Origin of the sequence: Pseudomonas sp. (assembly GCF_035497915.1) — a bacterium.
In the GTDB taxonomy this organism is placed as follows: domain Bacteria; phylum Pseudomonadota; class Gammaproteobacteria; order Pseudomonadales; family Pseudomonadaceae; genus Serpens.
On sequence record NZ_DATJCS010000011.1, the window covers coordinates 84,027 to 109,497 of the forward strand.

The 25,471-nt window shown below is 64.4% G+C and carries 25 protein-coding genes and 2 pseudogenes; 17 read left to right on the top strand and 10 right to left on the bottom strand.

Going from position 1 to position 25,471, the window contains the following annotated elements:
* The first annotated feature begins 377 nt into the window (after positions 1–377).
* Positions 378–929 (top strand): porin family protein, encoded by a 552-nt coding sequence (locus VL129_RS03615; protein ID WP_027591522.1) that lies wholly within the window; start codon positions 378–380, stop codon positions 927–929.
* A 74-nt stretch (positions 930–1,003) separates the two neighbouring features.
* On the opposite strand, the gene VL129_RS03620 is transcribed toward VL129_RS03615, so the two are convergent.
* Entirely contained in the window at positions 1,004–1,696 is a 693-nt protein-coding gene (locus VL129_RS03620) for a GNAT family N-acetyltransferase (RefSeq protein ID WP_325410165.1), read from the bottom strand.
* A gap of 216 nt (positions 1,697–1,912) precedes the next feature.
* On the opposite strand from VL129_RS03620, the gene VL129_RS03625 reads away from it, so the two are divergent.
* Positions 1,913–2,389 carry a cytochrome P460 family protein gene (locus tag VL129_RS03625; RefSeq protein WP_325410167.1) on the top strand — a complete coding sequence of 159 codons (477 nt, stop codon included), beginning with the start codon at positions 1,913–1,915 and terminating at the stop codon, positions 2,387–2,389.
* Positions 2,390–2,500: 111 nt separating this feature from the next.
* Positions 2,501–2,752: an FmdB family zinc ribbon protein gene (locus VL129_RS03630; protein WP_325410169.1), complete on the top strand. Its 252-nt coding sequence runs from the start codon at positions 2,501–2,503 to the stop codon at positions 2,750–2,752.
* 73 nt (positions 2,753–2,825) lie between these two features.
* Here the strand turns inward: VL129_RS03630 and VL129_RS03635 are convergent, their stop codons facing one another.
* Positions 2,826–3,110 carry an addiction module antidote protein gene (locus VL129_RS03635; RefSeq protein WP_325410171.1) on the bottom strand — a complete coding sequence of 95 codons (285 nt, stop codon included), beginning with the start codon at positions 3,108–3,110 and terminating at the stop codon, positions 2,826–2,828.
* On the bottom strand, positions 3,107–3,409 hold the full coding sequence (locus VL129_RS03640) for a type II toxin-antitoxin system RelE/ParE family toxin (RefSeq protein WP_325410173.1): 303 nt from the start codon (positions 3,407–3,409) through the stop codon (positions 3,107–3,109). Before VL129_RS03640 ends, VL129_RS03635 begins: the two co-directional genes overlap by 4 nt.
* 129 nt (positions 3,410–3,538) lie before the next feature.
* Here VL129_RS03640 and VL129_RS03645 point away from each other — a divergent pair, with 129 nt between their 5' ends.
* The 7 genes and pseudogenes from VL129_RS03645 (at position 3,539) to VL129_RS03675 (ending at position 7,294) form a co-directional block, all read left to right on the top strand.
* On the top strand, positions 3,539–4,378 hold the full coding sequence (locus VL129_RS03645; RefSeq protein ID WP_325410175.1) for a CAP domain-containing protein: 840 nt from the start codon (positions 3,539–3,541) through the stop codon (positions 4,376–4,378).
* Between the two features lie 107 nt (positions 4,379–4,485).
* Positions 4,486–4,749 (top strand): type II toxin-antitoxin system Phd/YefM family antitoxin, encoded by a 264-nt coding sequence (locus VL129_RS03650; RefSeq protein WP_325410177.1) that lies wholly within the window; start codon positions 4,486–4,488, stop codon positions 4,747–4,749.
* Positions 4,746–5,090 (top strand): type II toxin-antitoxin system RelE/ParE family toxin, encoded by a 345-nt coding sequence (locus tag VL129_RS03655; protein ID WP_325410179.1) that lies wholly within the window; start codon positions 4,746–4,748, stop codon positions 5,088–5,090. Before VL129_RS03650 ends, VL129_RS03655 begins: the two co-directional genes overlap by 4 nt.
* Before the next feature lie 176 nt (positions 5,091–5,266).
* Positions 5,267–6,010 (top strand): class I SAM-dependent DNA methyltransferase, encoded by a 744-nt coding sequence (locus VL129_RS03660; protein WP_325410181.1) that lies wholly within the window; start codon positions 5,267–5,269, stop codon positions 6,008–6,010.
* Positions 6,011–6,185: 175 nt separating this feature from the next.
* Positions 6,186–6,350, top strand: a pseudogene (locus tag VL129_RS03665) (type II toxin-antitoxin system RelE family toxin); the annotation flags it as partial.
* A complete protein-coding gene (locus VL129_RS03670) occupies positions 6,334–6,660 on the top strand; it encodes a helix-turn-helix domain-containing protein (RefSeq protein WP_325410183.1) in 327 nt (108 codons plus the stop codon). The pseudogene VL129_RS03665 and the gene VL129_RS03670, both read left to right, overlap by 17 nt.
* Positions 6,661–6,727: 67 nt before the next feature.
* The gene (locus VL129_RS03675; protein WP_325410185.1) at positions 6,728–7,294 is read left to right on the top strand and encodes a plasmid pRiA4b ORF-3 family protein; all 567 of its coding nucleotides are present in this window, start codon (positions 6,728–6,730) and stop codon (positions 7,292–7,294) included.
* A gap of 188 nt (positions 7,295–7,482) precedes the next feature.
* Here VL129_RS03675 and VL129_RS03680 read toward each other — a convergent pair whose 3' ends face one another.
* The 5 genes from VL129_RS03680 to VL129_RS03700 all read right to left on the bottom strand — a co-directional run bounded on the left by VL129_RS03680 (position 7,483) and on the right by VL129_RS03700 (position 13,884).
* Complete coding sequence (locus VL129_RS03680; protein ID WP_325410187.1) at positions 7,483–7,788, bottom strand: hypothetical protein; 306 nt, start codon at positions 7,786–7,788, stop codon at positions 7,483–7,485.
* 222 nt (positions 7,789–8,010) lie between these two features.
* Positions 8,011–8,235 (bottom strand): hypothetical protein, encoded by a 225-nt coding sequence (locus tag VL129_RS03685; RefSeq protein ID WP_325410189.1) that lies wholly within the window; start codon positions 8,233–8,235, stop codon positions 8,011–8,013.
* Positions 8,236–8,309: 74 nt separating this feature from the next.
* Positions 8,310–9,176 (bottom strand): hypothetical protein, encoded by an 867-nt coding sequence (locus VL129_RS03690; RefSeq protein WP_325410191.1) that lies wholly within the window; start codon positions 9,174–9,176, stop codon positions 8,310–8,312.
* Between the two features lie 348 nt (positions 9,177–9,524).
* The gene (locus VL129_RS03695; RefSeq protein ID WP_325410193.1) at positions 9,525–10,757 is read right to left on the bottom strand and encodes a ribonucleotide-diphosphate reductase subunit beta; all 1,233 of its coding nucleotides are present in this window, start codon (positions 10,755–10,757) and stop codon (positions 9,525–9,527) included.
* A gap of 277 nt (positions 10,758–11,034) precedes the next feature.
* Positions 11,035–13,884, bottom strand: a complete 2,850-nt coding sequence (locus VL129_RS03700; protein ID WP_325410194.1) for a ribonucleoside-diphosphate reductase subunit alpha — start codon at positions 13,882–13,884, stop codon at positions 11,035–11,037.
* Positions 13,885–14,555: 671 nt separating this feature from the next.
* On the opposite strand from VL129_RS03700, the gene VL129_RS03705 reads away from it, so the two are divergent.
* The 4 genes and pseudogenes from VL129_RS03705 to VL129_RS17265 all read left to right on the top strand — a co-directional run bounded on the left by VL129_RS03705 (position 14,556) and on the right by VL129_RS17265 (position 19,489).
* Positions 14,556–15,263, top strand: a complete 708-nt coding sequence (locus VL129_RS03705; protein ID WP_325410196.1) for a response regulator — start codon at positions 14,556–14,558, stop codon at positions 15,261–15,263.
* A 340-nt stretch (positions 15,264–15,603) separates the two neighbouring features.
* Positions 15,604–17,199: an ATP-binding protein gene (locus tag VL129_RS03710; protein WP_325410198.1), complete on the top strand. Its 1,596-nt coding sequence runs from the start codon at positions 15,604–15,606 to the stop codon at positions 17,197–17,199.
* A 442-nt stretch (positions 17,200–17,641) separates the two neighbouring features.
* Positions 17,642–18,631, top strand: a pseudogene (locus VL129_RS17260) (methyl-accepting chemotaxis protein); the annotation flags it as partial.
* 129 nt (positions 18,632–18,760) lie between these two features.
* The gene (locus tag VL129_RS17265; protein WP_475491197.1) at positions 18,761–19,489 is read left to right on the top strand and encodes a methyl-accepting chemotaxis protein; all 729 of its coding nucleotides are present in this window, start codon (positions 18,761–18,763) and stop codon (positions 19,487–19,489) included.
* Positions 19,490–19,717: 228 nt separating this feature from the next.
* Here the strand turns inward: VL129_RS17265 and dgt are convergent, their stop codons facing one another.
* Positions 19,718–21,184, bottom strand: a complete 1,467-nt coding sequence (gene dgt, locus VL129_RS03720) for a dGTPase (protein ID WP_325410202.1) — start codon at positions 21,182–21,184, stop codon at positions 19,718–19,720.
* Between the two features lie 116 nt (positions 21,185–21,300).
* Positions 21,301–21,732 (bottom strand): universal stress protein, encoded by a 432-nt coding sequence (locus VL129_RS03725; protein ID WP_325410204.1) that lies wholly within the window; start codon positions 21,730–21,732, stop codon positions 21,301–21,303.
* Between the two features lie 129 nt (positions 21,733–21,861).
* Here VL129_RS03725 and VL129_RS03730 point away from each other — a divergent pair, with 129 nt between their 5' ends.
* From VL129_RS03730 to metE, 3 genes are all read left to right on the top strand, one after another.
* Positions 21,862–22,416 carry a magnesium transporter gene (locus tag VL129_RS03730; RefSeq protein ID WP_325410206.1) on the top strand — a complete coding sequence of 185 codons (555 nt, stop codon included), beginning with the start codon at positions 21,862–21,864 and terminating at the stop codon, positions 22,414–22,416.
* Between the two features lie 90 nt (positions 22,417–22,506).
* The gene (locus VL129_RS03735; RefSeq protein ID WP_325410208.1) at positions 22,507–22,842 is read left to right on the top strand and encodes a YajD family HNH nuclease; all 336 of its coding nucleotides are present in this window, start codon (positions 22,507–22,509) and stop codon (positions 22,840–22,842) included.
* A gap of 292 nt (positions 22,843–23,134) precedes the next feature.
* Positions 23,135–25,429: a 5-methyltetrahydropteroyltriglutamate--homocysteine S-methyltransferase gene (metE, locus tag VL129_RS03740; protein ID WP_325410210.1), complete on the top strand. Its 2,295-nt coding sequence runs from the start codon at positions 23,135–23,137 to the stop codon at positions 25,427–25,429.
* Positions 25,430–25,471: the final 42 nt, after the last annotated feature.

Below are 25,471 nucleotides of genomic sequence, written 5' to 3' on the forward strand. Positions count from 1 at the left end.
GCTGGCCGCCATCGGCACCCGCCCTGGCCGGCCGGCCGGCCGGCGGGCAGCATGCAAGCCGCTGCCTCATCTGCTGATCGCCGGCATTGGCGGGCTCTGAGGTCTTTTGCTGATCGGAATCTACTGATTTGCGGTCGCGGGCCCTTTCGTTCCCGCCGATCACCCGTGGGTGCTATGGCGCGCCGGGCGGACAGGCAACTGGCTGAGTCGCCCCATACAAACCGTCCGTGACGGATTGATAAATGAGCGAGGGCCGCTATCGACCGTGAACTGCGTCACGAGCTGCGGCCTGGGCGGGGCGATGAGTGTTGAGCACAAAACAGCCATGAAGTCACAATGCCATCACTGAGGAAGTACTTGCCTGTTATGGAGAAATGATGAACGCAATCAAGACCTTGGGCTTAATGACCACCGGTGCCTTTGTGCTGGCCTGTGGCATTGCCCAAGCCGATGAAACGCCGCGCGTGTATGTAGGCGTGGGCTACTCGCACATGACGCTGGACGGGGGCACGGCCGACTACACGCTGCCCATCACGACCTTCCACGCGGGGGTCGAGATCGCGCCCAACCTGAGCGTCGAAGGCCGCTACGGCATCAACGCCGGGGATGACGAGCAGTACGACTCGGGCGTGCTGGTGACGTACGAAGTCAAGAGTTATTGGGCCGTCGTGCTCAAGGGCCGGGTGCCGGTCACCGACGCCTTCTCGTTCTACGGCATGGCCGGTGTGAACAGCCTGTCAGTCGACTTCCACGGGCAGAGCTTGGGCTGGCCGCTGTACACGCTCAGCGGCTCGGCCGAAGAAACCGGAACCACGCTGGGTGCCGGTGGCGAGCTGAGACTGGGTGATTCGCTGGCGCTGACCGTCGAATACCAGCGGATGCATGAAGACGTCTCCGGCTACAATCTGGGACTGAACTACCGCTTCTAAGCGGGGTTCGATAGGCGTGCACCGGCGGCGGTCAGCCAGGCGCTGTCCGCCCCACCCACGCCGCGTGGCGGGCATCAATGCAAGCGCGTCGCCCGCCGTTCCTCCACATAGGCCTGCGCCTGGCGCGCCAGTTGGTCGAGCAGGCGGTCGCGTTTGCGCTCGGCGTCGCCCATGGCGTCGCGGCCATGCTGCTTGAGCAGATAGCTGTGGATCTGCCGCACCTCGGTGGACTGGAAGATCGGCTCAAGATCCTGCACCGCCAGCGCGCCGTGACTGGCCTCGCGGCGGGTGTTGAGCACCACCTGCGGGCCGTGGGCGGCAAGGGCCTGGAAACCCAGCGCCTCGAAGAACGGCGCCTTGCCGGCCACGCACGCCACCTGCGCGTGGGGATAGCGGGCGATCATCTCCGCCACCAGCGCACTGCCAATGCCGTGCTGGCGGTGGCTGGCCTGCACCGCCAGGTAGAGCAGCGCGCAGGCCTGCGGATCGTCCACATAGGGCAGGTACAGGGCAAAACCCAGCACCCGCGCCGGGTCCTCGTCGTCCAGCGCCAGCATCAGTTTCGGCTGGCCCGGCTGCGCGCCGTCCATGCGCTCCAGGTAGCGATGCACCTCGAAGCCCACCACGTACTGATAGAGCTGATACAGCGGATTGCTCGGCGTCAGCGACACCGGGCTGATGTCGCTCAGGTAATCCACCACCATCTGCAGCACCTGGGCTTTCAGGGACTCGGGCGGCGGGGTGTCCAGGTGGGCGAGGGTGAACATGCAAGGGCTCCGGAGGGCGCGGGCGGGAGAGGGCGGCATTGTACCGGGCGTGAGGCGTGCGCGCCGCGCCCGGGCCCGCAGGGTCGCTGCGCTGCTAGTCTGATCGGACGGCGACTCGAACGGAGCGGCCCGCGGGCGGGCGGAAATTGGCGACGTCGAGCGCTCTCCCGGGCGTGCCAGGCGCGCGTCCTTTCCGGCGTCAAGCGAGGCGATGTCATGAAGCCCCTACTGTTTGCCCTGTTGAGCGCGGTTCCCCTCAGTGCGGCCCTGGCGGCCGACCCCGAAGTGCCCTATCCCGAGGACTATCGAAGCTGGCACCACGTCAAGAGCATGGTCATCGAGCAGGGGCACCCGCTGTTCGAGAGCTTCGGCGGCATCCACCACCTGTATGCCAACGCCCCGGCCCTGCAAGGCTACAAGGCCGGCAAGTTCCCGGATGGCGCGGTGATTGTCTTCGATCTGCTGGAGGCGCAACGCGCCGACAGCGCGCTGACCGAAGGCCCGCGCAAGGTGCTGGGCGTGATGCACAGGGACGCGGCGAAATACCCCGGCACCGGCGGCTGGGGCTTCGAAGGGTTTGCCGCCGGCGACCCGGCGCAACGCGTGGTGGGTGACAAGGCCGAGAGCGCCTGCTTCGCCTGTCATACGCCGGAAAAGGATCACGACTATGTGTTCAGTCGCCTGCGCGACTGAAGCGCTGCGCCGCAACGGCCGGGTCGGCATGCCCGGCCCCGCCGAGGCTTAAGCCGTAGCGGACGAAGCGGTAGAGTAGGGCCGCCCGTAACGCCCATAAGGAGAGCCTGCATGCCCACCTACGACTACCGCTGCGAAGCCAACGGCCAGGTCTACGAAGTCCACCACCCGATGGCGCTCAGCCCGAAGACCTGGGGCGACCTGCGCGCCGCCTGCTGCTCGCTGCCCGACGATGCCGCGATTCCCGACAACACCCCGGTCACCAAACTGATGAGCGCCGCCGGGGTGGTCAATAGCCGCGTCCTGAAGAATCCCGAAGCGCCGGCCTGCGCGCGCGGCGGCTGTGCTGGCAACTGCCTGTGACCGGTAGGGTGGAAGACTCGCGCAGCGATCTTCCACCCAAAGAACTACGGGATACCTCGTTAGCCACGCTGCACTACCGAAGCCTCACCGTCGGCTCGAGCCCCAGCGCGCGCAAAACCGCGAGAAAGGTTTTGAGCGTCGGGTTGCCGCCCTCGCTGAGTGACTTGTAAAGCTGCTCGCGGGCCAGCCCCGTTTCCTTGGCCAGTTCGCTCATCCCGCGCGCCTTGGCGACGATGCCCAGCGCCTTGGCGATATAGGCGGCGTCCCCCGTTTCCATCGCATCCGCGACGAAAATCGCGATGGCTTCGGGGCTGTCCAGCGCCTCGGCAGGATCGTAGGCATACAGTTGTTCGGTCATGGCTGCGTTCTCCACGCCAGTGCAAGGCGCTTCGCTGTCTCGATGTCGCGTTGCTGGGAGGCTTTGTCGCCTCCGCATAACAGGATTACCAGCTCGTTGCCGCGCTGCTGGAAATAGATCCGATACCCGGGGCCGTAGTGAATCCGAAGCTCGCTGATGCCACCGCCAACAGGCGAAACGTCACCCGCAAGGCCGTTGGCTAGGCGGAAGATCCGTGCCGCGATGGCGGCTCGCGCCCGGCTGTCCCCGAGTCGGCGTTCCCACGCCCTGTAGGTTTCCGTTTGTTTGATCTCAAGCATGCGCTAATAGTGATTTATAAATCACAAAAGGCAAGCCGGATCGCCCGAGCGGTTGGCGGGGCAACCAAATCCACCGGAAACCCCGCGCCCTTTGCCGGATCACAACTGCATCCGCAAAAGGAGATTGCCATGCCCGCCCGCGCACCGATGCTTGCCTTTGCCCCGCTGCTGGCCCTGCTGTTCATCGCCAACGTGGCGGCCGATGAAACGCAGCAACTGATCCAGGCCATCAATGATTACCGTAGCGAGGTGAACGGCTGCGCCGACGCCCCCGCCACGGCGCTGCCGCCGCTCAGGGCCGATGCGCGGCTGGTCAGCCCCGACGAGGATTGGGAGGCTTCACTGGAGCGCAATGCCTACCCGCTGCAAAGCGCCGAAGCCATTCGCCTCAGCGGGCCGCCGGACGCCAAGGCGGCGATGAAGGCGCTGCGGGAAAGTTTCTGCCGCGTGCTGCTCGATCCGCAGTACCTGGATATCGGCGTCAGCCAGGTCCAACAGAACTGGCGCATCGTCCTGGCGCGACCGCAACAGCAGGCCCGACTCGGCGACTGGCAACAGGAAGGCCGGCGCCTGCTGGAACTGATCAATGCCGCACGCGGACAGGCGCGGATGTGCGGCAAACAGGCCCAGCCGGCGACCGAGCCGCTGGGCTGGAACGACGCCCTGGCCAGCGCCGCCGACACCCACAGCCGCGCGATGGCCAGCGGCAACTTCTTCGCCCACCGCGACAAGGACGGGCGAATCCCCGGCGACCGCGCCGAGCTGGCCGGCTACAGCGCCAGCCTGATTGGCGAAAACCTCGCCGCCGCGCACATCAGCGCCCAGCAGGTGCTCGACGGCTGGCTGGCCAGCCCCGAACACTGCGCCAACCTGATGAACCCCCAGTTCCGCGAAATGGGCGCGGCCTATGCGCAGGACGACAACAGCGACGCGGGGATCTACTGGACGGCGGTATTCGGGGCGCCGTAGGAGTCGGGTTTGGCAGACTAAATTTGGTCTGAATTTGGTCTATAGTGCTGCGCAACGCATCGCTGGCTACCCGCTGACATGGGGTGGTAGTGCAAAGAGGAGTCCTTATGCGAGTTGAAACGATCAGCTACCTGAAGAAACACGCGGCCGACCTGCAGCTCGACGAGCCGATGGTGGTAACCCGCAATGGCGTGCCGGCCTACGTGGTGGAGTCCTATGCCGACCGCAAGCGCCGCGACGAGACGGTCGCGCTGGTGAAACTGCTGGCCATGGGCTCCCGCGAATATGCCCAGGGCAAGCACTCTTCTGCAGACGAGCTGAAGGCTCGCCTGGCAGGCCGATTCATCCAGGATGGCGACGCGAACGAATGAGCACATTCAGCGTTCGCTTCACCGAAACCGCATCACAAAGCATCGAAGATCAGGTTCACCACCTGGCCGTGTACTTGGGCACAGAAGCCGCTCTCAATCAGATCGTCGCGCTGGTCGACACCATCACCTCCAGGCTGGCGGGTGCGCCTTTGGCCTACCCGTCCAGCCAGCAGGCCAGCGAGCTGGGCATACTTCAGTATCGTGAATTCAACACTCACGGCTATCGGGTCTTCTACGAAGTCTTCGCAGCGGATAACGCCATCGCAGTCGAGCTGGTTTTGCGGCAAACGCAAAGTGTCGAACAGGCGTTGATTCGTTACTGCCTGGTCAATCCCTGGTAGAAGCCTTCCTCTTTCGGCATCGCTAGGGGCGCCCGGTGGACGGGCTCGCACAGGTCGATCACGGGAAAGGTCCAGTGGCTCAGCCTGCTGTTCCGTCTGTTCGGCACGCCCCGCTTGAGGCGCACGAGGGCTCAGGCCGGTATGATGCCCGGCCATTTTTGGTGAGCAGCCCCACCATGCCCGGCAACGCCCTCTACACCGACCTGTCCGGTTACTACGACCTCATGTGCGCCGATATCGACTACCAAGCGCAGAGCCACGGCGTGCACCGGCTACAGCAGTTGTTCGGCAACGCGGGCAACCGGCATCTGGACCTGGCCTGCGGCACCGGCCCGCACGTGCGGCACTTCCTCGATGCCGGCTACCGCAGCAGCGGCCTCGACATCAACCAGCCCATGCTGGACCGCGCGACCGAGCGCTGCCCGCAAGCGCAGTTCTCCCTGCAGGACATGTGCGGCTTCACGGTGAGCGAGCCGGTCGACCTGATCACCTGCTTCCTCTATTCCATCCACTACAGCGGCGGCATCGAGCGGCTCCAGGCCTGCATCGCCAGTGCCCACGCCGCGCTGGAGGAGGGCGGGGTGTTCTGCTTCAACGCCGTCGACAAGGACCGCATCGACAACGCACTGTTCGTCGCGCACAGCGCCGAGCACGCGGACGGCCAGTTCCACTTCAGCTCCGGCTGGCACTACGGTGGCGCGGGCGAGCGGCAGTCACTGAAGCTGCGCATCGCCCGGACGGTCGCGGAAGAAACCCAGGTCTGGCACGACGAACACCCGATGGTCGCGGTGAACTTCGCCGAACTGCAGGCGCTGCTGCAGCCGTACTTCGAGGTGCATGTGCTGGAGCATGACTACGAGAAGATCGTGCCGTGGGACCAACGCTCCGGGAACGCGCTGTTCGCCTGCGTAAAAATCTGAAAAGAAGCGCTGCCGGCCAGCGCATCCGGTAGACAAGGCCGCGGCCTTTCACACTGTCCTGAACATCACTCGGCGTAGGGTGGAAAACTCGCGAAGCGATTTTCCACCGTGGAGGTCCAGGCGCCTTGCTTCGGGGATGCGCGCTGTTTGGGAGGCGGGGCCATGCCCGCACTAAGCCCTCGCTCACATGCCCAACGTCCAGAACGTCAAGGCGCTCGCCCATCACCAGTACGGCTACAGGCTCCGGGTAGGCAACTACCGCATCCTGTTTGACTGGGACGGCGGCGTGAAAATCGTCAGCATCGAAGAGGTCAGGAAGCGCGATGAACACACCTACTAACGTGCAGATCATCCATGGAGCGGACGGCCGTCCCGCCTTCGTCGTGGTGCCTTACGCCGACTACATCGCCAGCCACCCTGTCGAGGATCTGGTACCCAACGAGGTCGTCGGCTACATGGTCAAGGACGGCATGACCGCCATCGCCGCCTGGCGCCGGCATCTGGGGTTGACCCAGGCCGAGGTGGCCGAGCGCCTCGGCATCTCGCAGTCCGCCTACGCGCAGCAGGAAACCGCCGAACGCCCCCGCAAGGCGACGCGCGAGCGAATCGCAAAGGCCCTGGATATTCCGGCGCCGCTGCTGAACCTGTAAAACCCGCGCAGTCGTAGTGCGGGTAACCCGCCATGCATGAACACACCTGAATATCACGAGGCCGGCCATGGCTAGAACCGCCAGTACATCCAAACCCGCACCTGATCTGTTGTTGCTACACATCAAACTGAAGGGAATCACGCCAACGATCTGGCGTCGTTTCGCGGTACCCGAAAACATTACATTGGGCAGGTTGCACCATGTCATTCAGGTCGTGATGGGCTGGGACGATTTCCATATGCATGAGTTTGAAATTGCCGGCGAGCGATATGGCACGCCCGATCCCGAAGGCTGGGGGCCGGAAGTCAAGTCGGAAGCCCGCAAGACAGTGATCAAGGCGTTGAATGGCAAGAAGACGTTCGACTATATCTACGACTTTGGCGACGATTGGCGCCACCACATCAAGATAGAAAAGAAGCTTCCCGCCGTTGCGTGCCCTCGGGTGCCGTACTGCATCGATGGAGCCAATGCTTGCCCGCCGGAGGACGTCGGTGGTGGGCCGGGTTATGAGGATTTTTTACAAGCAATGGCCGACCCGGAGCATCCCGAACATGACGCGATGCTGGAATGGTATGGGGAAGCCTTCGATCCGGCGGCATTTGACTGCGAGCGCGTGAATCGGCTGTTGGAATGACAGGTCTATTATTCGGGGTGTTGATGTCATTGCCGTATTGATGAAGCGCACGCAGGAGGAGCAAGGACAGATTTATTTTCTCTCAATATGCCGAGCAGCAAAGCAGGAAAAATAAATCTGTCCCCTTTTTTTCAGGGTGGAAAACTCGCGAGGCGATTTTCCACCGTGGAGGTCCAGGCTATCTGGCCTTAGGGAATGCGCTGTTTGCGTGTGAAGTTTGAGATGCGGGTAATAGGGGTGGATTTAAATAAATCTGTCCCCTTATTCACTGAGTAGGTTTTGCCGTTCAGCCCTTGGTGGGTGTAATCCACCATGCCTTCGTAGAGGCCATAGAACTCCAGCAGCTCGGGCGGCTCTCGCACCAGTTCATAAACCAGCATGCCAGCGGCGAAGACCAACAACCCCAGCACATGGAACAGTTTGCCCATGCTCTGGTTATAGGTCCGTAACAGCGTGTCGAGTTCGGAGCTTTGGGGAGGCGAGGGCAGTTGCATGATGTGGCTTTCGAGGGGGGCAGGATTATGCCGGCCCTTGGGCCGGCAATGGCAAGCGGCGTGGAGTCTGCCTAGTGGGGATGAAAAATAAATCTGTCCCCGTTTCTCTAGAATTGTTTGAGGTTTTGGGTGGTTAAAATAAATCTGTCCACTTTTCTATTCTGTCCCCTTTTCTATTCTGGAGCGTCAAGGACTGCGTTCCCACGCGGAGCGTGGGAATTATCATTGGCTATTTTTACTTTCCGCCAGCTTTCGGATGGCTTCGATATTGTCATGTATTGAGGAGAGGACAAACCAGCCTCCCGCAATAGTACAACCAATGAAGAACCCGAACAGAGCGCCGAAATATTCCATAGGGCCGGCCATCATGGAAAGCCCGGCAATCGTGCAAGCGATGATCGCTATCCATGCAAAGAAATCCACAATCGTGATGACTAAATTCTTCATGATCCTTCCTTTTGATTCGTGGGGATGATGAAATAAATCTGTCCCCTTTTTCTTTTGTTCCCGTTTGCTTTTTATCAGCCCTTGGAATGGGTGCCTAGGCTAGTTGCATCATTTGTATTTGGTACGGGGCATATTAGCTGTCCGTTGCAGATTTTATTAAGCTCTTCGTCGGTAAAGCGAGAGAGTATATGAAGCCCCATATCGTTTATCATCGCTGCTATGCTGTCATTTATGATGAAGATAATTTCTTCTTGGTTTTCTGATTCTATTGGAGGGCCGTATATTTCGGTAAATGTTTTCAGTAGGGCATTCTTGCGCTCTATTTTGCTTTGTTTTACTTCTTCAGTGCTGGGCATGTCTAGAATGATGTATTCTGTTTTTTTCTTGTTAGTCTCTATTGCGTCTTGGTAATCGTTGAATTTGTCCCTGTACAAGAATCTTATTTCTGTAATTATTTTTTTGTCTTTGCAGTCGGCGGGGTAATAAACTGCTTTGCTAAATAGTGCGTCTTTTATTTTTATTGGTGTGTAATAGGTGTTTTCATTGAATTTTTCTTCAGGGTACTCCGTTGAAATTTTTTTGTACTCCGAAAACAGGCTGAGGTTCCTCAGTCCTTTTGGGATTGGTGTGTCTTTAGAGAATCTGTCTTCGTTCTTGTATTTCTCTACATCGCTTTTTAATGAGCTGATTTCAGAGTCTTGCTTGCGTATGGCTTCTGCCTTTTCGGCTAGCTCGTTTTCAAGATTAAGAATTTGGGATCTATGGCTTTCTTCCTTTTTTGTTAGGTTCTCCCTGTGAGTTGCTAGATGCTGTTCTAGGTTTTTAATTTTGTTTATATTTTGCTTTTCAATGATGGGGGAGGCGACGGTAATGAAAAATGCGGCGGTAGATGCAGTTGCAATGGCTGCGATTGCAATAGGATGGCTTTTCCAATCTTTCATCTTGACTTCCTATATTGAAATTACCGCGCCGGCCGAGGGTTTCGGGTAAAAAGAGGGTGAATTTAGATTAAATAAAAGTATGTGCAGGGATCTGGCTTTTTTCAGCAGCTCTTGCCAGATATGCGCAGTTGAGCGGTGCAGATAATAAATATATTCGAAGCTCTGAGTTATTTTTCTTGTTTCATAAATGGTCTTTAATTTGTTCTGCAAATCTCTAGTTGTTTTGTTGGTAGTCTCAGACATTTGTCCTCCATAAAAAACCCCGAACTACGCGGGGCTTTTTATTCAGCTCTTCCTCTACATCCATGGCGGGCGTAGGTCGAACCGTATCGCAATGTCAGGTGGCCATCAATCCCACGAAAGCGCCCCACCGGTCTGGTACTCGATGACGCGCGTCTCAAAGAAATTCTTCTCCTTCTTGAGATCCATGATCTCGCTCATCCACGGGAACGGGTTGGTGGTGCCCGGATACTGCTCCGGCAGGCCAATCTGCGTCAGGCGGCGGTTGGCGATGAACTTCAGGTAGTCCTCCATCATCGCGGCGTTCATGCCCAGCACGCCGCGCGGCATGGTGTCGCGGGCGTATTCGATTTCCAGCTGGGTGCCCTGCAGGATCATCTGGGTCGCTTCGTCCTTCATGTCGGCGTCCCACAGGTGCGGGTTTTCGATCTTGATCTGGTTGATCATGTCGATGCCGAAGTTCAGGTGCATGGATTCGTCGCGCAGGATGTATTGGAACTGCTCGGCGGTGCCGGTCATCTTGTTGCGGCGGCCCATGGAGAGAATCTGGGTGAAGCCGCAGTAGAAGAAGATGCCTTCCAGCACGCAGTAGTAGGCGATCAGGTTGCGCAGGAACTGCTTGTCGGTCTCGACGGTGCCGGTGGTGAAGGTCGGGTCGGAGATCGAGCGGGTGTACTTGAGGCCCCAGCTGGCCTTCTTCGCGACGCTGGGAATCTCGTGGTACATGTTGAAGATCTCGCCTTCGTCCATGCCCAGCGATTCGATGCAGTACTGGTAGGCGTGGGTGTGGATCGCCTCTTCGAAGGCCTGGCGCAGGATGTACTGGCGGCATTCGGGGTTGGTGATCAGGCGGTACACGGCCAGCACCAGGTTGTTGGCCACCAGGCTGTCGGCGGTGGAGAAGAAGCCCAGGTTGCGCTTGACGATGCGGCGCTCGTCCTCGGTCAGGCCGTCGGCGCTTTTCCACAGGGCGATGTCGGCGGTCATGTTGACCTCCTGGGGCATCCAGTGGTTGGCGCAGCCGTCCAGGTACTTCTGCCAGGCCCATTCGTACTTGAAGGGCACCAGCTGGTTGAGGTCGGCGCGGGCGTTGATCATGCGCTTCTCGTCCACGCGCACGCGGGCGCTTTCGCCTTCCAGTTCGTTGAGGCCTTCCTGGATGTCCAGCTCGTCCAGCGCGCGCTTGGCGCGGGCCACGGCGTCGGAGTCGCCGGCGCTGACGGTGCGGGCCTGCTCGACGGAGCCGCCGACGGCATGGTCGAGGGCGTCGGTTTGCACGGCGGCGGACTTGGCGGCGGGGGTGGTTTCTTCAGGTTGGTCGAATTCGTCCCAGCTCAGCATGAGGTGTGCTCCTGATGGGGGGACCGGGGTGGGGCCGGTCGGTAAAGGGTGGCTTTTGGTGGGCACGCAAAAGCGAAATCTTGTTGGGGTTGCCCCCTCTCCCCCGGCCCCTCTCCCGCGAGGGGAGAGGGGAGGGGTTCGTTCCTGCCTAGCGTGCAGCTGAGCGAGTGGATGCAAGGCGCCCGTCGGTGAGGAGCCCCTGAGCGTACTGTTGTACGCGATGGGGGCCGAACCGGCGGGCAACGCCGCAGACGCCGTTCAGATGCGCGCGATTCACTTATTGGCAGGCTTCGCAATCCGGGTTGTCGATGGAGCAGGCCTTGGGCACCGGGGCCGGCGCGGGGGCGGCTTGCTGCAGGCTTTCATCGATCACCGAGCTCACGGCGTTGAGCTTGCCGGTGGTGATGGTCGACTTCTCGGTGCTGGTGGCGGCCAGGGCGCGGAGGTAGTAGGTGGTCTTCAGACCCAGGTACCAGGCCATGCGGTAAGTGACGTCCAGTTTCTTGCCCGAGGCGCCGGCGATGTACAGGTTCAGCGACTGGGCTTGGTCGATCCACTTCTGGCGGCGGCTGGCGGCTTCGACGATCCACTTGGTGTCCACTTCGAAGGCGGTGGCGTACAGCGCCTTGAGGTCGGCCGGGATGCGTTCGATCTGCTGCACGGAGCCGTCGTAGTACTTGAGGTCGTTGACCATCACCGGGTCCCACAGGCCGCGGGCCTTGAGGTCGCGCACCAGGTAGGGGTTGATGACGGTGAACTCGCCCGAGAGGTTCGATTTCACGTACAGGTTCTGGTAGGTCGGCTCGATGGACTGCGACACGCCAACGATGTTGGAGATGGTCGCGGTCGGCGCGATGGCCATGATGTTCGAGTTGCGGATGCCGCCCTTTACGCGCTCGCGCAGCGGCGCCCAGTCCAGGCTCTCGGTGCGGTCGACCTGGATGTACTGCTCGCCACGGGCGTCGATCAGGCGCTGCAGGGAATCCAGCGGCAGCACGCCCTGGCTCCACAGCGAACCCTCGAAGGTCTGGTAGGCGCCGCGCTCGTCGGCCAGGTCGCAGGAGGCCTGGATGGCGTAGTAGCTGATCGCTTCCATGGAGCGGTCGGCGAACTGCACGGCGGCGTCGGAACCGTAGGCGATGTGCTGCAGATACAGGGCATCCTGGAAGCCCATCAGGCCCAGGCCCACCGGGCGGTGCTTGAAGTTGGCGTTACGCGCCTGCGGCACGCTGTAGTAGTTGATGTCGATGACGTTATCGAGCATGCGCACGGCGGTGCGCACGGTGCGCTCCAGCTTGGCGAGGTCGAGCGCGCCATCGACGATGTGGTTCACCAGGTTCACCGAACCCAGGTTGCACACGGCGATTTCGTCGGCGTTGGTGTTCAGGGTGATCTCGGTGCACAGGTTGGAGCTGTGCACCACGCCGACGTGCTGCTGCGGGCTGCGCAGGTTGCACGGGTCCTTGAAGGTGATCCACGGATGGCCGGTCTCGAACAGCATCGAGAGCATCTTGCGCCACAGGTCCTTGGCCTGGACGACCTTGTGCAGCTTGAGCTTGCCGTAGCCGGCCATGGCTTCGTAGTACTCATAGCGCTCTACGAAGGCCTTGCCGGTCAGGTCGTGCAGGTCGGGCACGTCGGAGGGCGAGAACAGCGTCCAGGGGCCGTCCTGGAACACGCGCTTCATGAACAGGTCGGGCACCCAGTTGGCGGTGTTCATGTCGTGGGTGCGGCGGCGGTCGTCGCCGGTGTTCTTGCGCAGTTCGAGGAATTCCTCGATGTCCAGGTGCCAGGTTTCCAGGTAGGCGCACACCGCGCCCTTGCGCTTGCCGCCCTGGTTGACGGCCACGGCGGTGTCGTTGACCACCTTGAGGAAGGGCACGACGCCCTGGGATTTGCCGTTGGTGCCCTTGATGTAGGCGCCCAGCGCGCGCACTGGGGTCCAGTCGTTGCCCAGGCCGCCGGCGAACTTGGAGAGCAGGGCATTATCGCGGATGGCGTTGTAGATGCCGCCCAGGTCGTCCGGCACGGTGGTCAGGTAGCAGGAGGACAGCTGCGGACGCAGGGTGCCGGCGTTGAACAGGGTCGGCGTGGAGGCCATGTAGTCGAACGACGACAGCAGGTTGTAGAACTCGATGGCGCGTTCGTTCTTCTGCGGTTCTTCCACCGCCAGGCCCATGGCCACGCGCATGAAGAACACTTGGGGCAGCTCGAAGCGCACGCCGTTCTTGTGGATGAAGTAGCGGTCGTAAAGGGTCTGCAGGCCCAGGTAGGCGAACTGCTGGTCGCGCTGGTGATCCAGCGCGGCGCCCAGTTTGGCCAGGTCGAAGGTCTTCAGCTGCGGGTCGAGCAGTTCGAACTCCACGCCCTTTTCCACGTAGGCGACCAGCGCGGGGGCGTACAAGTCGGCCATCTCGTGGTGGGTGGCGCTGTCGGCCACGCCGAGGAAGCTCAGCGCTTCGCCGCGCAGGCTGTCGAGCAGCAGGCGAGCGGTCACCTGGCTGTAGTTGGGTTCGCGTTCCACCAGGGTGCGCGCGGTCATCACCAGGGCGGTGTTGACGTCCTTGAGGGACACGCCGTCGTAGAGGTTCTTCAGGGTCTCGCGCTCGATCAGCGCGCCGTCCACCTCGGCCAGGCCTTCGCAGGCTTCGCGGACCAGGGTCTGCAGGCGGCCCAGGTCCAGCGGGCGCTGGCTGCCGTCGTCCAGGGTGACGCGGATGCTCGGGTGCGGCTGGGCCACGCTCAGGCGAGTTTCGGCGGCGCGCTTGCGCTCCTGGGAACGGGCTTCGCGGTACAGCACGTAGTCGCGGGCGACCTTCTGCTCGCCGGCGCGCATCAGCGCCAGTTCCACCTGGTCCTGGATGTCTTCGATATGGATGGTGCCGCCCGACGGCATACGGCGCGCGAAGGTGGCGGTCACCTGCGCGGTCAGGTTGGCCACGGTCTCGTGGATGCGGCTGGAGGCGGCGGCGTTGCCACCTTCCACGGCCAGGAAGGCCTTGGTGATGGCCACGCTGATCTTGTCGTCGGTGTAGGGCACCACGGTGCCGTTACGCTTGATGACCTTCAGGCTGCCGGGCGCGGTGGCGCTCAGTTCCGGGCTGATGGCGGTGCTGTCGGTTTGCATGGGCTGCTCCACGTTTCCAATTCTTCTTCCGCGTAACGGCAGTGGCCGTTCGCCGGGCAAAAAAAACGCCGTGCCAGGGAAAAATTCACCGGCAAAGTGGCGTGATAAGGGGATCGGTCGGCATACGGCGTGAACGGCCTTCCTGGCTCCCGGGACCACAACATCTGGTGGCTTGCCTCCAACGCCCGCCTGCGCGGTGTGCTGTCGGCAGCGGCGAGACGGGCTCGCCACAGTATCCCGCCGGGCCGTTTCAGCCCCTTGACGGGTTCGATTCCTTTCGTTCTCTCGGGTTCCGCCAAAACACAACATGTAGTGTGTTCTGCCTGGTGCGGCGCAAGATAAAGGCAGTCGAGCGGAAAGACAAGCCACCTCACGGAGGCCTTCTGTGGATAAGCCTGTGGGTTTCCTTTGCACACCCCGCTGCAATGGGCGTGGCGGCTCGCTCAGCGCTTTTCATCGTTTTGTGAGGGATTTCTCCCTCTATATGTAGTGGTGCGGAGCCGGCTTTTCTGTAGGGCCGGGTTTATCCCGGCCGGCGTGGGGTGGGTGTGAAACCGTGGCGAATGCCTCGGCTCCGCTGGCCGGCATAAAGCCGGCCCTACAGGGTGGCACCCGGGCCGCCTTGCCTTTGGATACAATGCCGGCCATTCGCAGAGCCAAGGAGAGTTGTCATGCCGGACCGCTGCCACATCCTGATCGTCGAGGATGACGCCCGCCTGGCGGAGTTGACCCGCGACTACCTGGAATCCCAGGGCCTGGCGGTGAGCGTGCAGGCCGATGGCCGGCGGGCGGTGAACCAGATCCTCGCCGAGCGCCCCGCGCTGGTGGTGCTGGACCTGATGCTGCCGGGCGAGGATGGCCTGTCGATCTGCAAGCGGGTGCGCGAGCAGGGCTATGACGCGCCGATCCTCATGCTCACCGCGCGCACCGACGACCTCGACCAGGTGCAGGGCCTGGAAATGGGCGCCGACGATTACGTGTGCAAGCCGGTGCGCCCGGTGGTGCTGCTGGCGCGCATCCGTGCGCTGCTGCGCCGCCGCGAGACGCCCGCCGAGACGGTGCAGCGCCTGAGCTTCGGCACGCTGCAGTTGGACCATGCCCGTCGCGAAGTGACCCTGGGCGGCGAGCGCGTCGAGCTGACCGGCGCCGAGTTCGACCTGCTCTGGCTGCTGGCGCTGAACGCCGGGCGCACGCTGTCGCGCGAGGAGATCTTCACCCAGCTGCGCGGCATCGAATACGACGGCCAGGACCGTTCCATCGACGTGCGCATCTCGCGCATCCGCCCCAAGCTCGGCGACGACCCGGTGACCCCGCGGCTGATCAAGACCATCCGCAGTAAGGGCTACCTGTTCGTGCGCGAGGTGGCGGAGGAGCTGTAGGGCGGCCAGCGTTGTTCTCCGCCATGCGCGGTGGCAATGAACCTGTAGGAGCGGCTTCAGCCGCGACGGGGCCGCCCCAGAAGCATCGCGGCTGAAGCCGCTCCTACAAAAGCAGTCAGTCGCCGCAGCGGGCGGACGCCGATCTCCTGTAGGGCCGGCTTTATGCCGGCCGCCGGCGGTGGGACCGCCACCGAAGCCGGGAATTGAACTCCGCTGGCCGGCATAAAGTCGGCCCTACAGGGTGCCCCAGCGCCACAAGGCCACTCCCAGCCATGCAGGGCGATGCCGATCACCTTGGGGCCGGGTAGACTCCCGCCCATTCTCGTCAGGAACGCTCCCCGTGAACTCCATCTTCCTGCGTATCTACGCCGGCATGCTGGTTGCCCTGGTGCTGGTGGGACTGCTGGCGGTCGGCAGTCTGGAACTGGTCAATGCGCTGCGCCACGACCATTACCGCGAGCAGCTGGCCCAGGGTTCGTTCCGGCTGATGGCCGACAACCTGGCCGGCATGGACGCGGTGGAGCGCACCCGGGCCATGGCCCTGTGGGGGCGGCTGCTGGGTACGCCGCTGCATCTGGAAGCGCTTTCCGCGATCCGCCTCGACTCCCGGGCACGCAGCCGGTTGCTGCGCGGCCAGGTGCTGGTCGAGCAGCTGAACCCCTCGCTGATCTACAGCCTGGTCAGCGAGAAGGAGCGGCTGGTGCTCACCGCGACCGTGGAGCAGGTCAGCGAGCAGCTGGCGCGTGCCACGCTGTTCCTGATCAGTGACGAATTGCGCCGCTATCCAGCGCCCGAGCAGCGTCAGCGCCTGGCCGAGCTGGTGGAGGCCAAGGGCTTCGGCTACCCGGTGCACCTGCGCGCCATGGACCAGATGACGCTGGATGTCGATCAGCGCCGGCGCCTGGTCGAGGGCGACACGGTAATGGCCATGGTGAGTGGCGGCGAAGCGATCCGCGTGATGGTCGGCCAGGTGGATACGCCGTGGATTCTGGAAATCGGCCCGCTGTATCCGCTCAATCCCTATCCGCCGCAGTTGCTGGCGCTGTTCACCGTGCTCGGCCTGACGCTGATCGGCCTGACCCTGTACGCCCTGGTGCGTCGCCTGGAGTACCGCCTGCGCGGCCTGGAGTCGGCGGCCACGCGCATCGCCGCCGGCCGCCTGGAGGCGCGCGTGCCGGAAGGCGAGGCCGACTCGGTGGGCCGGCTGGCCGCCGCCTTCAATGCCATGGCCGAGCATGTGCAGCGGCTGATCAGCGTGCAGCGCGAGATGGTGCGCGCCGTGTCCCACGAGCTGCGCACCCCGGTGGCGCGCCTGCGCTTCGGCCTGGAGATGGTCGAGGACAGCGAGGAGCCGGCGCAGCGGCGCAAGTACCTGGAGGGCATGGACCACGACATCCAGGAGCTGGACCGTCTGGTCGACGAGATGCTGGTCTATGCCCGCCTGGAGCAGGGCTCGCCGCAACTGGACTTCCAGGAGGTCGAGCTGCCGGCGCTGCTGGAGCGGGTGATGGACGAAGCCGCGCCGCTGCGTGTCGAGGTGCGCCTGGAGCGCGGCATCTGGCAGCCGGCCGAGGATGGCGGGCTGATCGAGGCCGAGCCGCGCTACCTGCAGCGTGCGGTGCTGAACCTGGTGAGCAACGCCCTGCGGCATGCCGAGCGGCGCGTGCGGGTGAGCTACAGCATCGCCGGGGACGTCTGCCGTGTGGATGTCGAGGACGACGGCCCCGGCGTGCCCCGCGAGGCCTGGGAACGCATCTTCACCCCCTTCCTGCGCCTGGACGACAGCCGCGCCCGCTCACTGGGCGGGCACGGCCTGGGACTGTCCATCGTGCGGCGCATCATCCACTGGCATGGCGGGCGCGCCTCGGTGGGGCGTGGCGGCCTCGGCGGCGCGCGTTTCAGCCTGACCTGGCCGCGCCGGCAGGTGGGAGCCTGAGCCTGCCAGAAGGAGATGACGAACGGATCACAAAAAAATGGCGTCAACGTTGCCGAATCGCTCAGGTGACAGCCACGGGTGCCGATAACCCCTGAAGGCCTGGCGGCGTTCAGCCAGGAAAAAAGTGGTCCTGTTTATGGAGTCGTTGACCATGTCCCCTTCACGTCTGTCCATCGCCTGGAAAATCACCCTGCTGGCGGGTTTGTGCCTGGTGCTGATCGTCGCCGTGCTGATCGGCGCCTCGTTGCAGCAGACCCAGCGCAGCAGCGCGCTGGTCAAGGAAGCCGGCAGCGCCATGTTGGAGGAGGCGGCCAGCGAGCGCGTCAGCGCCTATGGGCAGACCCAGGCGCTGCGTATCCAGCGCCTGTTCATGGACACCTACCAGTACGGCAGCGGCATCCTCGGCCAGGTGCAGCTGATGCGCGAACAGTCCATCGCGCGCATGGACAGCGCGTTCGATCTGCGCGAAGACCTCGTGCGCCTGGCCGGTAGCGCGTTGCGGAACAACGCCGACCTGTTCGGCCTCTACCTGGTCTTCGAGCCCGATGCGCTGGACGAGAAGGACGCCCTGTTCGCCGAGCGCGCCGAGTTCGGCGCCAACGAGACGGGGCGTTTCAGCATCTACTGGTCGCGTGCCGGCGAGACGCTGGAGCACGAGGCCATCGGCGAAGCGCTGATCAACGACGTCACGCCGGGCAAGAACGGCCTGCCCTACAACAGCTGGTACCGCTGCCCGGTGGAGCGCCAGCGAGTGTGCGTGATCGATCCTTATGTGGATGTGGTGGACGACAAGGACATCCTGATGACCTCGGTCGCCTTCCCGCTGCTGCGCGACGGCAAGGTGGTCGGGGTGTTCGGCGTCGACATCAGCCTGAACAGCCTGCAGGACCTCGCCAGCTCCGCCAACCAGACGCTGTATGGCGGCCAGGGCAACATGGGCGTTGTCAGCACGGCGGGCCTGCTGGCCGGTTACAGCGGCAACGCCGGTTTGCTCGGCGAGCGCTTCGTGGCCGCCTATCCGGGCCAGGACGATCTGCTGCGCCGTATCGCCCAGGGCAAGCCACAGGTGCGCCAGAACGGCGAGATGATGGAAGTGCTGCACCCCTTCGCGCCGATTCCCGACAGCCCGCCGTGGTCGGTGCTGCTGGAGATTCCGCAGCGCATCATGCAGGCTCCGGTGCTCAACCTTGAGCGCCAGCTGGACCAGCGCCGGCTGAGCGACAGCCTGGTGTCGCTGACCCTCGGCCTGCTGGCCACCGGCGTCGGCCTGCTGCTGATCTGGCTGGCCGCGCGCAGCGTGACCCGGCCGATCCTCGCCGTGGCGGACATGTTCAAGGACATCGCCAGCGGCGAAGGCGACCTGACCCGCCGGCTGGACTACGCGCGCCAGGACGAGCTGGGCACGCTGGTCGGTTGGTTCAACCGTTTCCTCGACAAGCTGCAGCCGATCATCGCCGAGGTGAAACAGGCGGCGCGGGAGACCCGCGCCACCGCCGACCAGTCGCTGGCGCTGGCTTCGCAGACCAACGAGGGCATGCAGCGGCAGTTCCGCGAAGTGGACATGCTGGCCACCGCCGCCCAGGAAATGAGCGCCACCGCCCAGGACGTGGCGAGCAACGCCGCCAGGGCCGCCGAGGCCACGCGCGGCGCCGAGCAGGCGGCGAGCCTGGGCCGCGAGGTGATCGCCCGCACCACCCGCGATTTCGAATCGCTGATGCGTGATCTGCAGGGCGCCATGCAGCACATGACCGGCCTGAGCCATAACAGCGAGCAGATTGGCAGCGTGCTGGAGGTGATTCGCGGCATCGCCGAACAGACCAACCTGCTGGCGCTCAATGCGGCCATCGAGGCGGCCCGCGCCGGCGAGGCGGGGCGCGGCTTCGCGGTGGTGGCCGACGAGGTGCGCGGCCTGGCCCAGCGCACCCAGGAATCGGTGGGCGAGATCCAGTCGGTGATCGAGACCCTGCAGACTGATACCCGCGGTCTGTCCGTATCGATGAAGGACAGCTTCGAGCAGGCCCAGGACAACGTCGGCCAGGTGGCCGAGGCGGTCACGGCGCTCGGGCGTATCGGCGAGGCGGTCGGCGTGATCCACGACATGACCCTGCAGATCGCCAGCGCCGCCGAGGAACAGAGCGCGGTGGCCGAGGAGATCAGCCGCAACGTCGCCGGCGTGCGCGGTGTCACCGAAACCCTGACCGGCCAGGCCGAGGACTCGGCGCGCATCAGCCAGTCGCTCAACGGCCTGGCCAACCAGCAACAGGCGCTGATGGACCAGTTCAAGGCGTAGGGCCGGCGGGCCGGCCTGCTTTTCTGTGGGGCCGGCTTTACGCCGGCCGGCGGGGTTGAGGTATTCCCTCATGGGGCCGGTTGGCGTCGGCCGTTGGCCGGGATAAACCCGGCCCTACACGGCTCGCGCTCTTCTGTAGGGCCGGCTTTGTAGGAGCGGCTTCAGCCGCGATGGTGGCGGCACAGAAGCATCGCGGCTGAAGCCGCTCCTACAGGGTCCGAGGCGTCCCTACAACGCCGCCAGGGTGTGGTACTCGTCCTGCGCCAGCTGGTCGGTCATGCCGCTGACGAAATCCTGCAGCAGCCGGCAGCGGTGGTAGAACTCCCACAGCGGCTCGCTCGCGCTTTCCTCCACCGCCGCCAGGTAGGCGCGCAGCAGCTGGCTGGGCAGTCGGCGGGTGAGCATCTGCAGATGCGGCGAGCCGCGCGGCCGGCCGGCGGCGAGCTCACGGAAATCCTCGGCCCTGGCGCGCAGCAGTGGCGCGTAGAAGTCCAGCAGCCCCTGCAGGATGCGATAGCCCTGCAGGTGCAGGGTTTCCACCTCGCGGTGGCAGAAGACCCGTTCGGCGGCCACGGCCTTGAAGGTCTGCACGATGGCCGATTCCGGGCTGCCGTCCTCCAGCAGGGCGCGGTCCAGGGTGCCGGCGCGCACCGCGTCGATCTGCTCGATGAACTGCGCCGCCGCGTGCTGGATCAGTGGATGCACCATGTTCACCCGCAGCCAGATGAAGAACTCGCCGGTCTTGTTCACCGACTCCTGGCTGGCGCGCTTGAGCGCGTAGTCCAGGCGCTGGCGGAAGGACTGCCCGCCGTCCAGCGGCTGATCGGCGTCGGCGTGCTCGCGGTACTTGGCGAGCAGCGCGTCGGCCAGTTGCCGCAGGTCGAAGAAGCCCTTTTCCACCGAGTCCTCGATGTCCGCCAGGCAGTAGGCGATGTCGTCGGCCGCTTCCATGATGTAGACCGCCGGGTGGCGACTGCCCGGCGCCATGCCCAGGGTGGCCCACAGGTCGTAGATGAACGCCTGTTCGGACAGGTAGAAGCCGGGCTTCTTGTTCAGGTAGGCGCCCGGCGTGCCCTTGTCCGGGCGCGGGCTGTCCGCGCAGCGCACGTACTTGAGCACGGCGGCGGTCTGCGCGTAGGTCAGGTTCAGGCGCAGCAGGCGGAACACCAGGCGGATCGCCTGGGCGTTGCCCTCGAAGGTCTTCAGGTCGCGCAGCAGGCGCGCGGCCGCCTCGTCATCCGCCGCGACGCGGGGCAGGGCGTCGCGGAACAGCGTGTCCAGGTGCTTCTCGAACCACTCGCCGATGGCGAATTCGCCGAAATGCCCGAACGGCGGGTTGCCGATGTCGTGGATCAGGCAGGCCATCTCCACCAGGGTTTCCAGCACGCCGTCCAGCCCCTCCAGGCCGTGCTCGGCGGCGCGCGCGCCGAGCTGCTTGTACAGGGTGCGCACGATGTAGCGCCCGGCCTGCTGCACCTCCAGCGAATGGGTCAGGCGGCTGCGCACGGCGGCGTTGCGTTCCAGCGGGAACACCTGGGTCTTCTGCTGCAGGCGGCGTACCGCCGCGCTGTGCACGATGCGGCCGCGGTCGCTTTCCAGCTGGTCGATCAGGTAGGCGAGGTCCAGCTCGGCCGGTTCGCGGCGAGTGTAGGGGCGGGCGGCGGAAAGCGTGTCGCGAAAGGTTGCAGCGGCCATGAATGTCCTCCAGCGGGGAGGAGCGAGCCTAGCACGGGCGTTCCAGGCACCGACAGGCGCCGGCGCTCACCCCTCTCCCTTGATGGGAGAGGGGCGGGGGAGAGGGTGACCGGGCGTTACTTGACCAGCAGCACCGGTACCGGCACCTCATGCACCACGCGGGTGGCGACCGAGCCCATCAGCAGGCCGGAGAAGTTGCCCAGGCCCCGGGTGCCCATCACCACGGTGTCGCAGTTCAGCTTCTCGACGGCCAGGCCGATCTGTTCGGGGATGTTGCCCTGCGCGGTGTGGCGGCTGTGGGTGATGCCGGCGGCCTGCAGCTGCGCGGCCGGCCAGTCGAGCAGGTGCTGGGCCTGGCTGGTTGCGGACTGCTCCATGCGCTCGATGAGCTCACCGGTCACGTATTCGCCGTAGACGATGGGCGGCTGCTGCACGTTGAGCAGATGCACTTCCAGCGTGGCCGAGTGCTCGCGCGCGAAGTCGATCAGGTAGTGGATCGCCCGCTTGGAGCTGTCCGACCCGTCGAATGCCACCAGTACGTTGCGCATTATTCAGTCTCCTGTTGTGTCTATAGGCACAGGATAGTCCACGGGCCTGTCCGGCCGTAAGCGCGGGATGGGCGTGACACCGTGTCGATTTGCCGCAGGGAGGCCTCCGCAACCGCTCTAGGAGGCGCCATGAACCGCCACTACTACATCAGCGACAACCTCGACGAGCTGGAACGGCTGGAACAGGAGCTGGAAACCAGCGGCATTCCCGTCGAACAGATCCATGTGCTGAGCGAGCAGGACGCCGAGCTGGAACACCACCGCGTGCACCAGGTGTCCTCGGTGATGAAGACCGACCTGTTCAACCTGAGCTGGCGGGGCGCGCTGGTCGGCCTGGCGCTGGCCGCGCTGGTGCTGCTGGTCGCCTGGTGGGCCGGCTGGACGGCGACCCGCGCCGGCTGGGCGCCGTTCGTGTTCCTGGCGCTGGTGCTGTTCGGTTTCTCCGTCTGGGAGGGCGGCTTCTTCGGCTTCCAGCGGCGCAACCAGCATTTCCAGGCCTTGCAGAAAACCCTGGAGGAGGGCCGACATGTGCTGTTCGTGGACGTGGAGCCGGAGCAGGAAGTGCCGCTGGGCGCCGTCATCGCCCGCCACGCCGGCCTGCGCGAGGCTGGCACCGGTCCGGCCCTGCCGCACTGGCTGAGCGCCGGACAGCAGCGCCTGAATCGCTGGCGCCGGATGATCTGAAGATGGATTGACGCCGCGGGCCGGGCGACGTCAACTACGCCAGCCGCCCGCACCGGGCGGCGGTTTCCGTCACCTGATCGAGCACTGCGCATGAGCACCAGCAAATCGAACATTCCCTACAGCCAGCGTGAGCAGGGTTACCGGGAAAAGGCCCTGAAGATGTACCCCTGGGTGTGCGGCCGCTGCGCCCGCGAATTCTCCGGCAAGCGCCTGAGCGAGCTGACGGTCCATCACAAGGACCACAATCACGACAACAACCCCGAGGACGGCTCGAACTGGGAACTGCTCTGCCTGTTCTGCCACGACAACGAGCACTCGCGCTACACCGACAACCAGTACTTCGCCGAGGCCACCCCGGGCGGCGACAAGGGCCCGAAGGAAACCTTCAAGGCCTTCGCTGGTTTGGCGGATCTGCTGAAGAAGTAGGCGGAGCTTCCTGTAGGGCCGGCTTTATGCCGGCCGACGGAATCGAGTTCCGCGCCGTGGCTGTGGCCAGGCGCGGCGTCGGCCGCGATGCCTTGTGCCGCCCCATCGCGGCTGAAGCCGCTCCTACAGAAACCGGCCGGTCGCGGCGGAACAGCAAACCTCGCGGCCTCGGTCGGCATCGCGGACCGCACGGTCGTTCATGAATTAATCTCGTGTTGTTCAATAGAATCTTGAGTTTGTTTCAGCTTTCCAGCGCGCCGAGAATGCCGGCCACTGTTACTGGAGAGCACAGATGGCTATTGCCCACACCCTCGGATTCCCCCGCATCGGCCGCGACCGCGAGCTGAAGAAAGCCCTCGAAGCCTACTGGCAGGGCGCGCTGGACGCGGCCGGCCTGCGCCAGGTCGGTCGCGACCTGCGCGCCGAACACTGGCAGCTGCAGAAGGACGCCGGCATCGACCTGCTGCCGGTCGGCGATTTCGCCTGGTACGACCAGGTGCTCACCCATTCGCTGATGTTCGGCGTGGTCCCCGAGCGCTTCCGCCCCCACAACGGCGGCCGGCCGAGCCTGGACACCCTGTTCGCCATGGCGCGCGGCGTCAGCGGCGGCTGCTGTGGCGGCGCCCACGCCCAGGAAATGACCAAGTGGTTCGACAGCAACTACCACTACCTGGTCCCGGAGTTCACCGTCGACCAGGCGTTCCAGCTGAGCTGGGAACAGTTGTTCGAGGAAGTCGCCGAAGCCCGCGCGCTGGGCCATGCGGTCAAGCCGGTGATCATCGGCCCGCTGACCTACCTGTGGCTGGGCAAGGTGCGTGGTGAGGCGTTCGAGCGCCTCGACCTGCTGGAGCGCCTGCTGCCGGTGTACGGCGAAATCCTCCAACGCCTCAAGGCGCTGGGCGTGGAATGGGTGCAGATCGACGAGCCGATCCTCGGCCTCGACCTGCCTCAGGCCTGGAAGGCCGGCTTCGAGCGTGCCTACAACCTGCTGCAACGCGAGCCGTGCAAGAAGCTGATCGCCACCTACTTTGCCGGCCTGGAGGACAACCTGGCGCTGGCCGCCGGCCTGCCGGTGGATGGCCTGCACGTGGACCTGGTACGCGCTCCCGAGCAGTTCCCGGTGGTGCTCGACTGGCTGCCGGCCTACAAGGTGCTGTCGCTGGGCGTGGTCGATGGCCGCAACGTGTGGCGCACCGACCTCGACAAGGCCCTGGCCGTGCTCGAGCAGGCCCAGGCGCGCCTGGGCGAGCGGCTGTGGGTGGGCTCCTCCTGTTCGCTGCTGCACAGCCCGGTCGATCTGGCCCGCGAGGATCGGCTGGATGCCGAGCTGAAGGGCTGGCTGGCCTTCGCCGTGCAGAAATGTGCGGAGATCGCCTTGCTGGCCGAGGCCCTGCGTGATCCGCAGTCGGCGCGCGTGCAACAGGCGCTGGCCGACAGCCGCGCCGTGCAAGCGGCGCGCGCGGCCTCGCCACGCATCCACGATCCGGCGGTGCAGGCGCGTCTGGCGGCCATCCGCCCCGAGGACAGCCGGCGCCAGTCGCCGTTCGCCTGGCGCATCGCCGCGCAGCGCGAGCACCTGAGACTGCCGCTGTTCCCGACCACCACCATCGGCTCCTTCCCGCAGACCGCCGAGATCCGCCAGGCGCGCCAGGCGTTCCGGCAGGGCACGCTGTCGGCGCCCGAGTACGCCGAGGCCATGCGCGCCGAGATCCGCCACGCCGTGCGGGTGCAGGAACAACTGGGGCTGGACGTGCTGGTGCATGGCGAGGCCGAGCGCAACGACATGGTCGAGTACTTCGCCGAGCAACTGGACGGCTACGCCTTCACCCGCTTCGGCTGGGTGCAGAGCTACGGGTCGCGCTGCGTGAAGCCGGCGATCATCTACGGCGACCTCAGCCGGCCGCGGCCGATGACCGTGGAATGGATCCGCTACGCCCAGCGCCAGACCGCCAAGGTGATGAAGGGCATGCTGACCGGCCCGGTAACCATGCTGATGTGGTCGTTCCCGCGCGACGACATCTCCCGTGAGCAGCAGGCCCGCCAGCTGGCGCTGGCGATCCGCGATGAGGTGCGTGACCTGGAGGCCGCCGGCATCCGCGTCATCCAGATCGACGAAGCGGCCTTCCGCGAGGGCCTGCCGCTGCGCAAGGCCCGCTGGCAGGCCTATCTGGACTGGGCCGCCGAAGCCTTCCGGCTGACCGCCAGTGGCGTGCGCGACGAGACGCAGATCCACACCCACATGTGCTACAGCGAGTTCAACGACGTGATCGCCTCCATCGCCGCCATGGACGCCGACGTCATCACCATCGAGACCTCGCGCTCGCAGATGGAGTTGTTGGAGGCCTTCCGCGCCTTCGCCTACCCGAACGAGATCGGCCCGGGCGTGTACGACATCCATTCGCCGCGCGTGCCGGACGTCGAGGAGATGGTCGCGCTGCTGGACAAGGCCGCCGAGCGGATTCCGGTCGAGCGCCTGTGGGTCAACCCGGACTGCGGCCTGAAGACCCGCGGCTGGCCGGAGACCGAGGCGGCGCTGGTCAACATGGTGGCGGCGGCGCGCCGGCTGCGTGAGCGCCACGCCGCCTGACGTCGGTCGCCAGCATTGCCCCTGTAGGGCCGGCTTTATGCC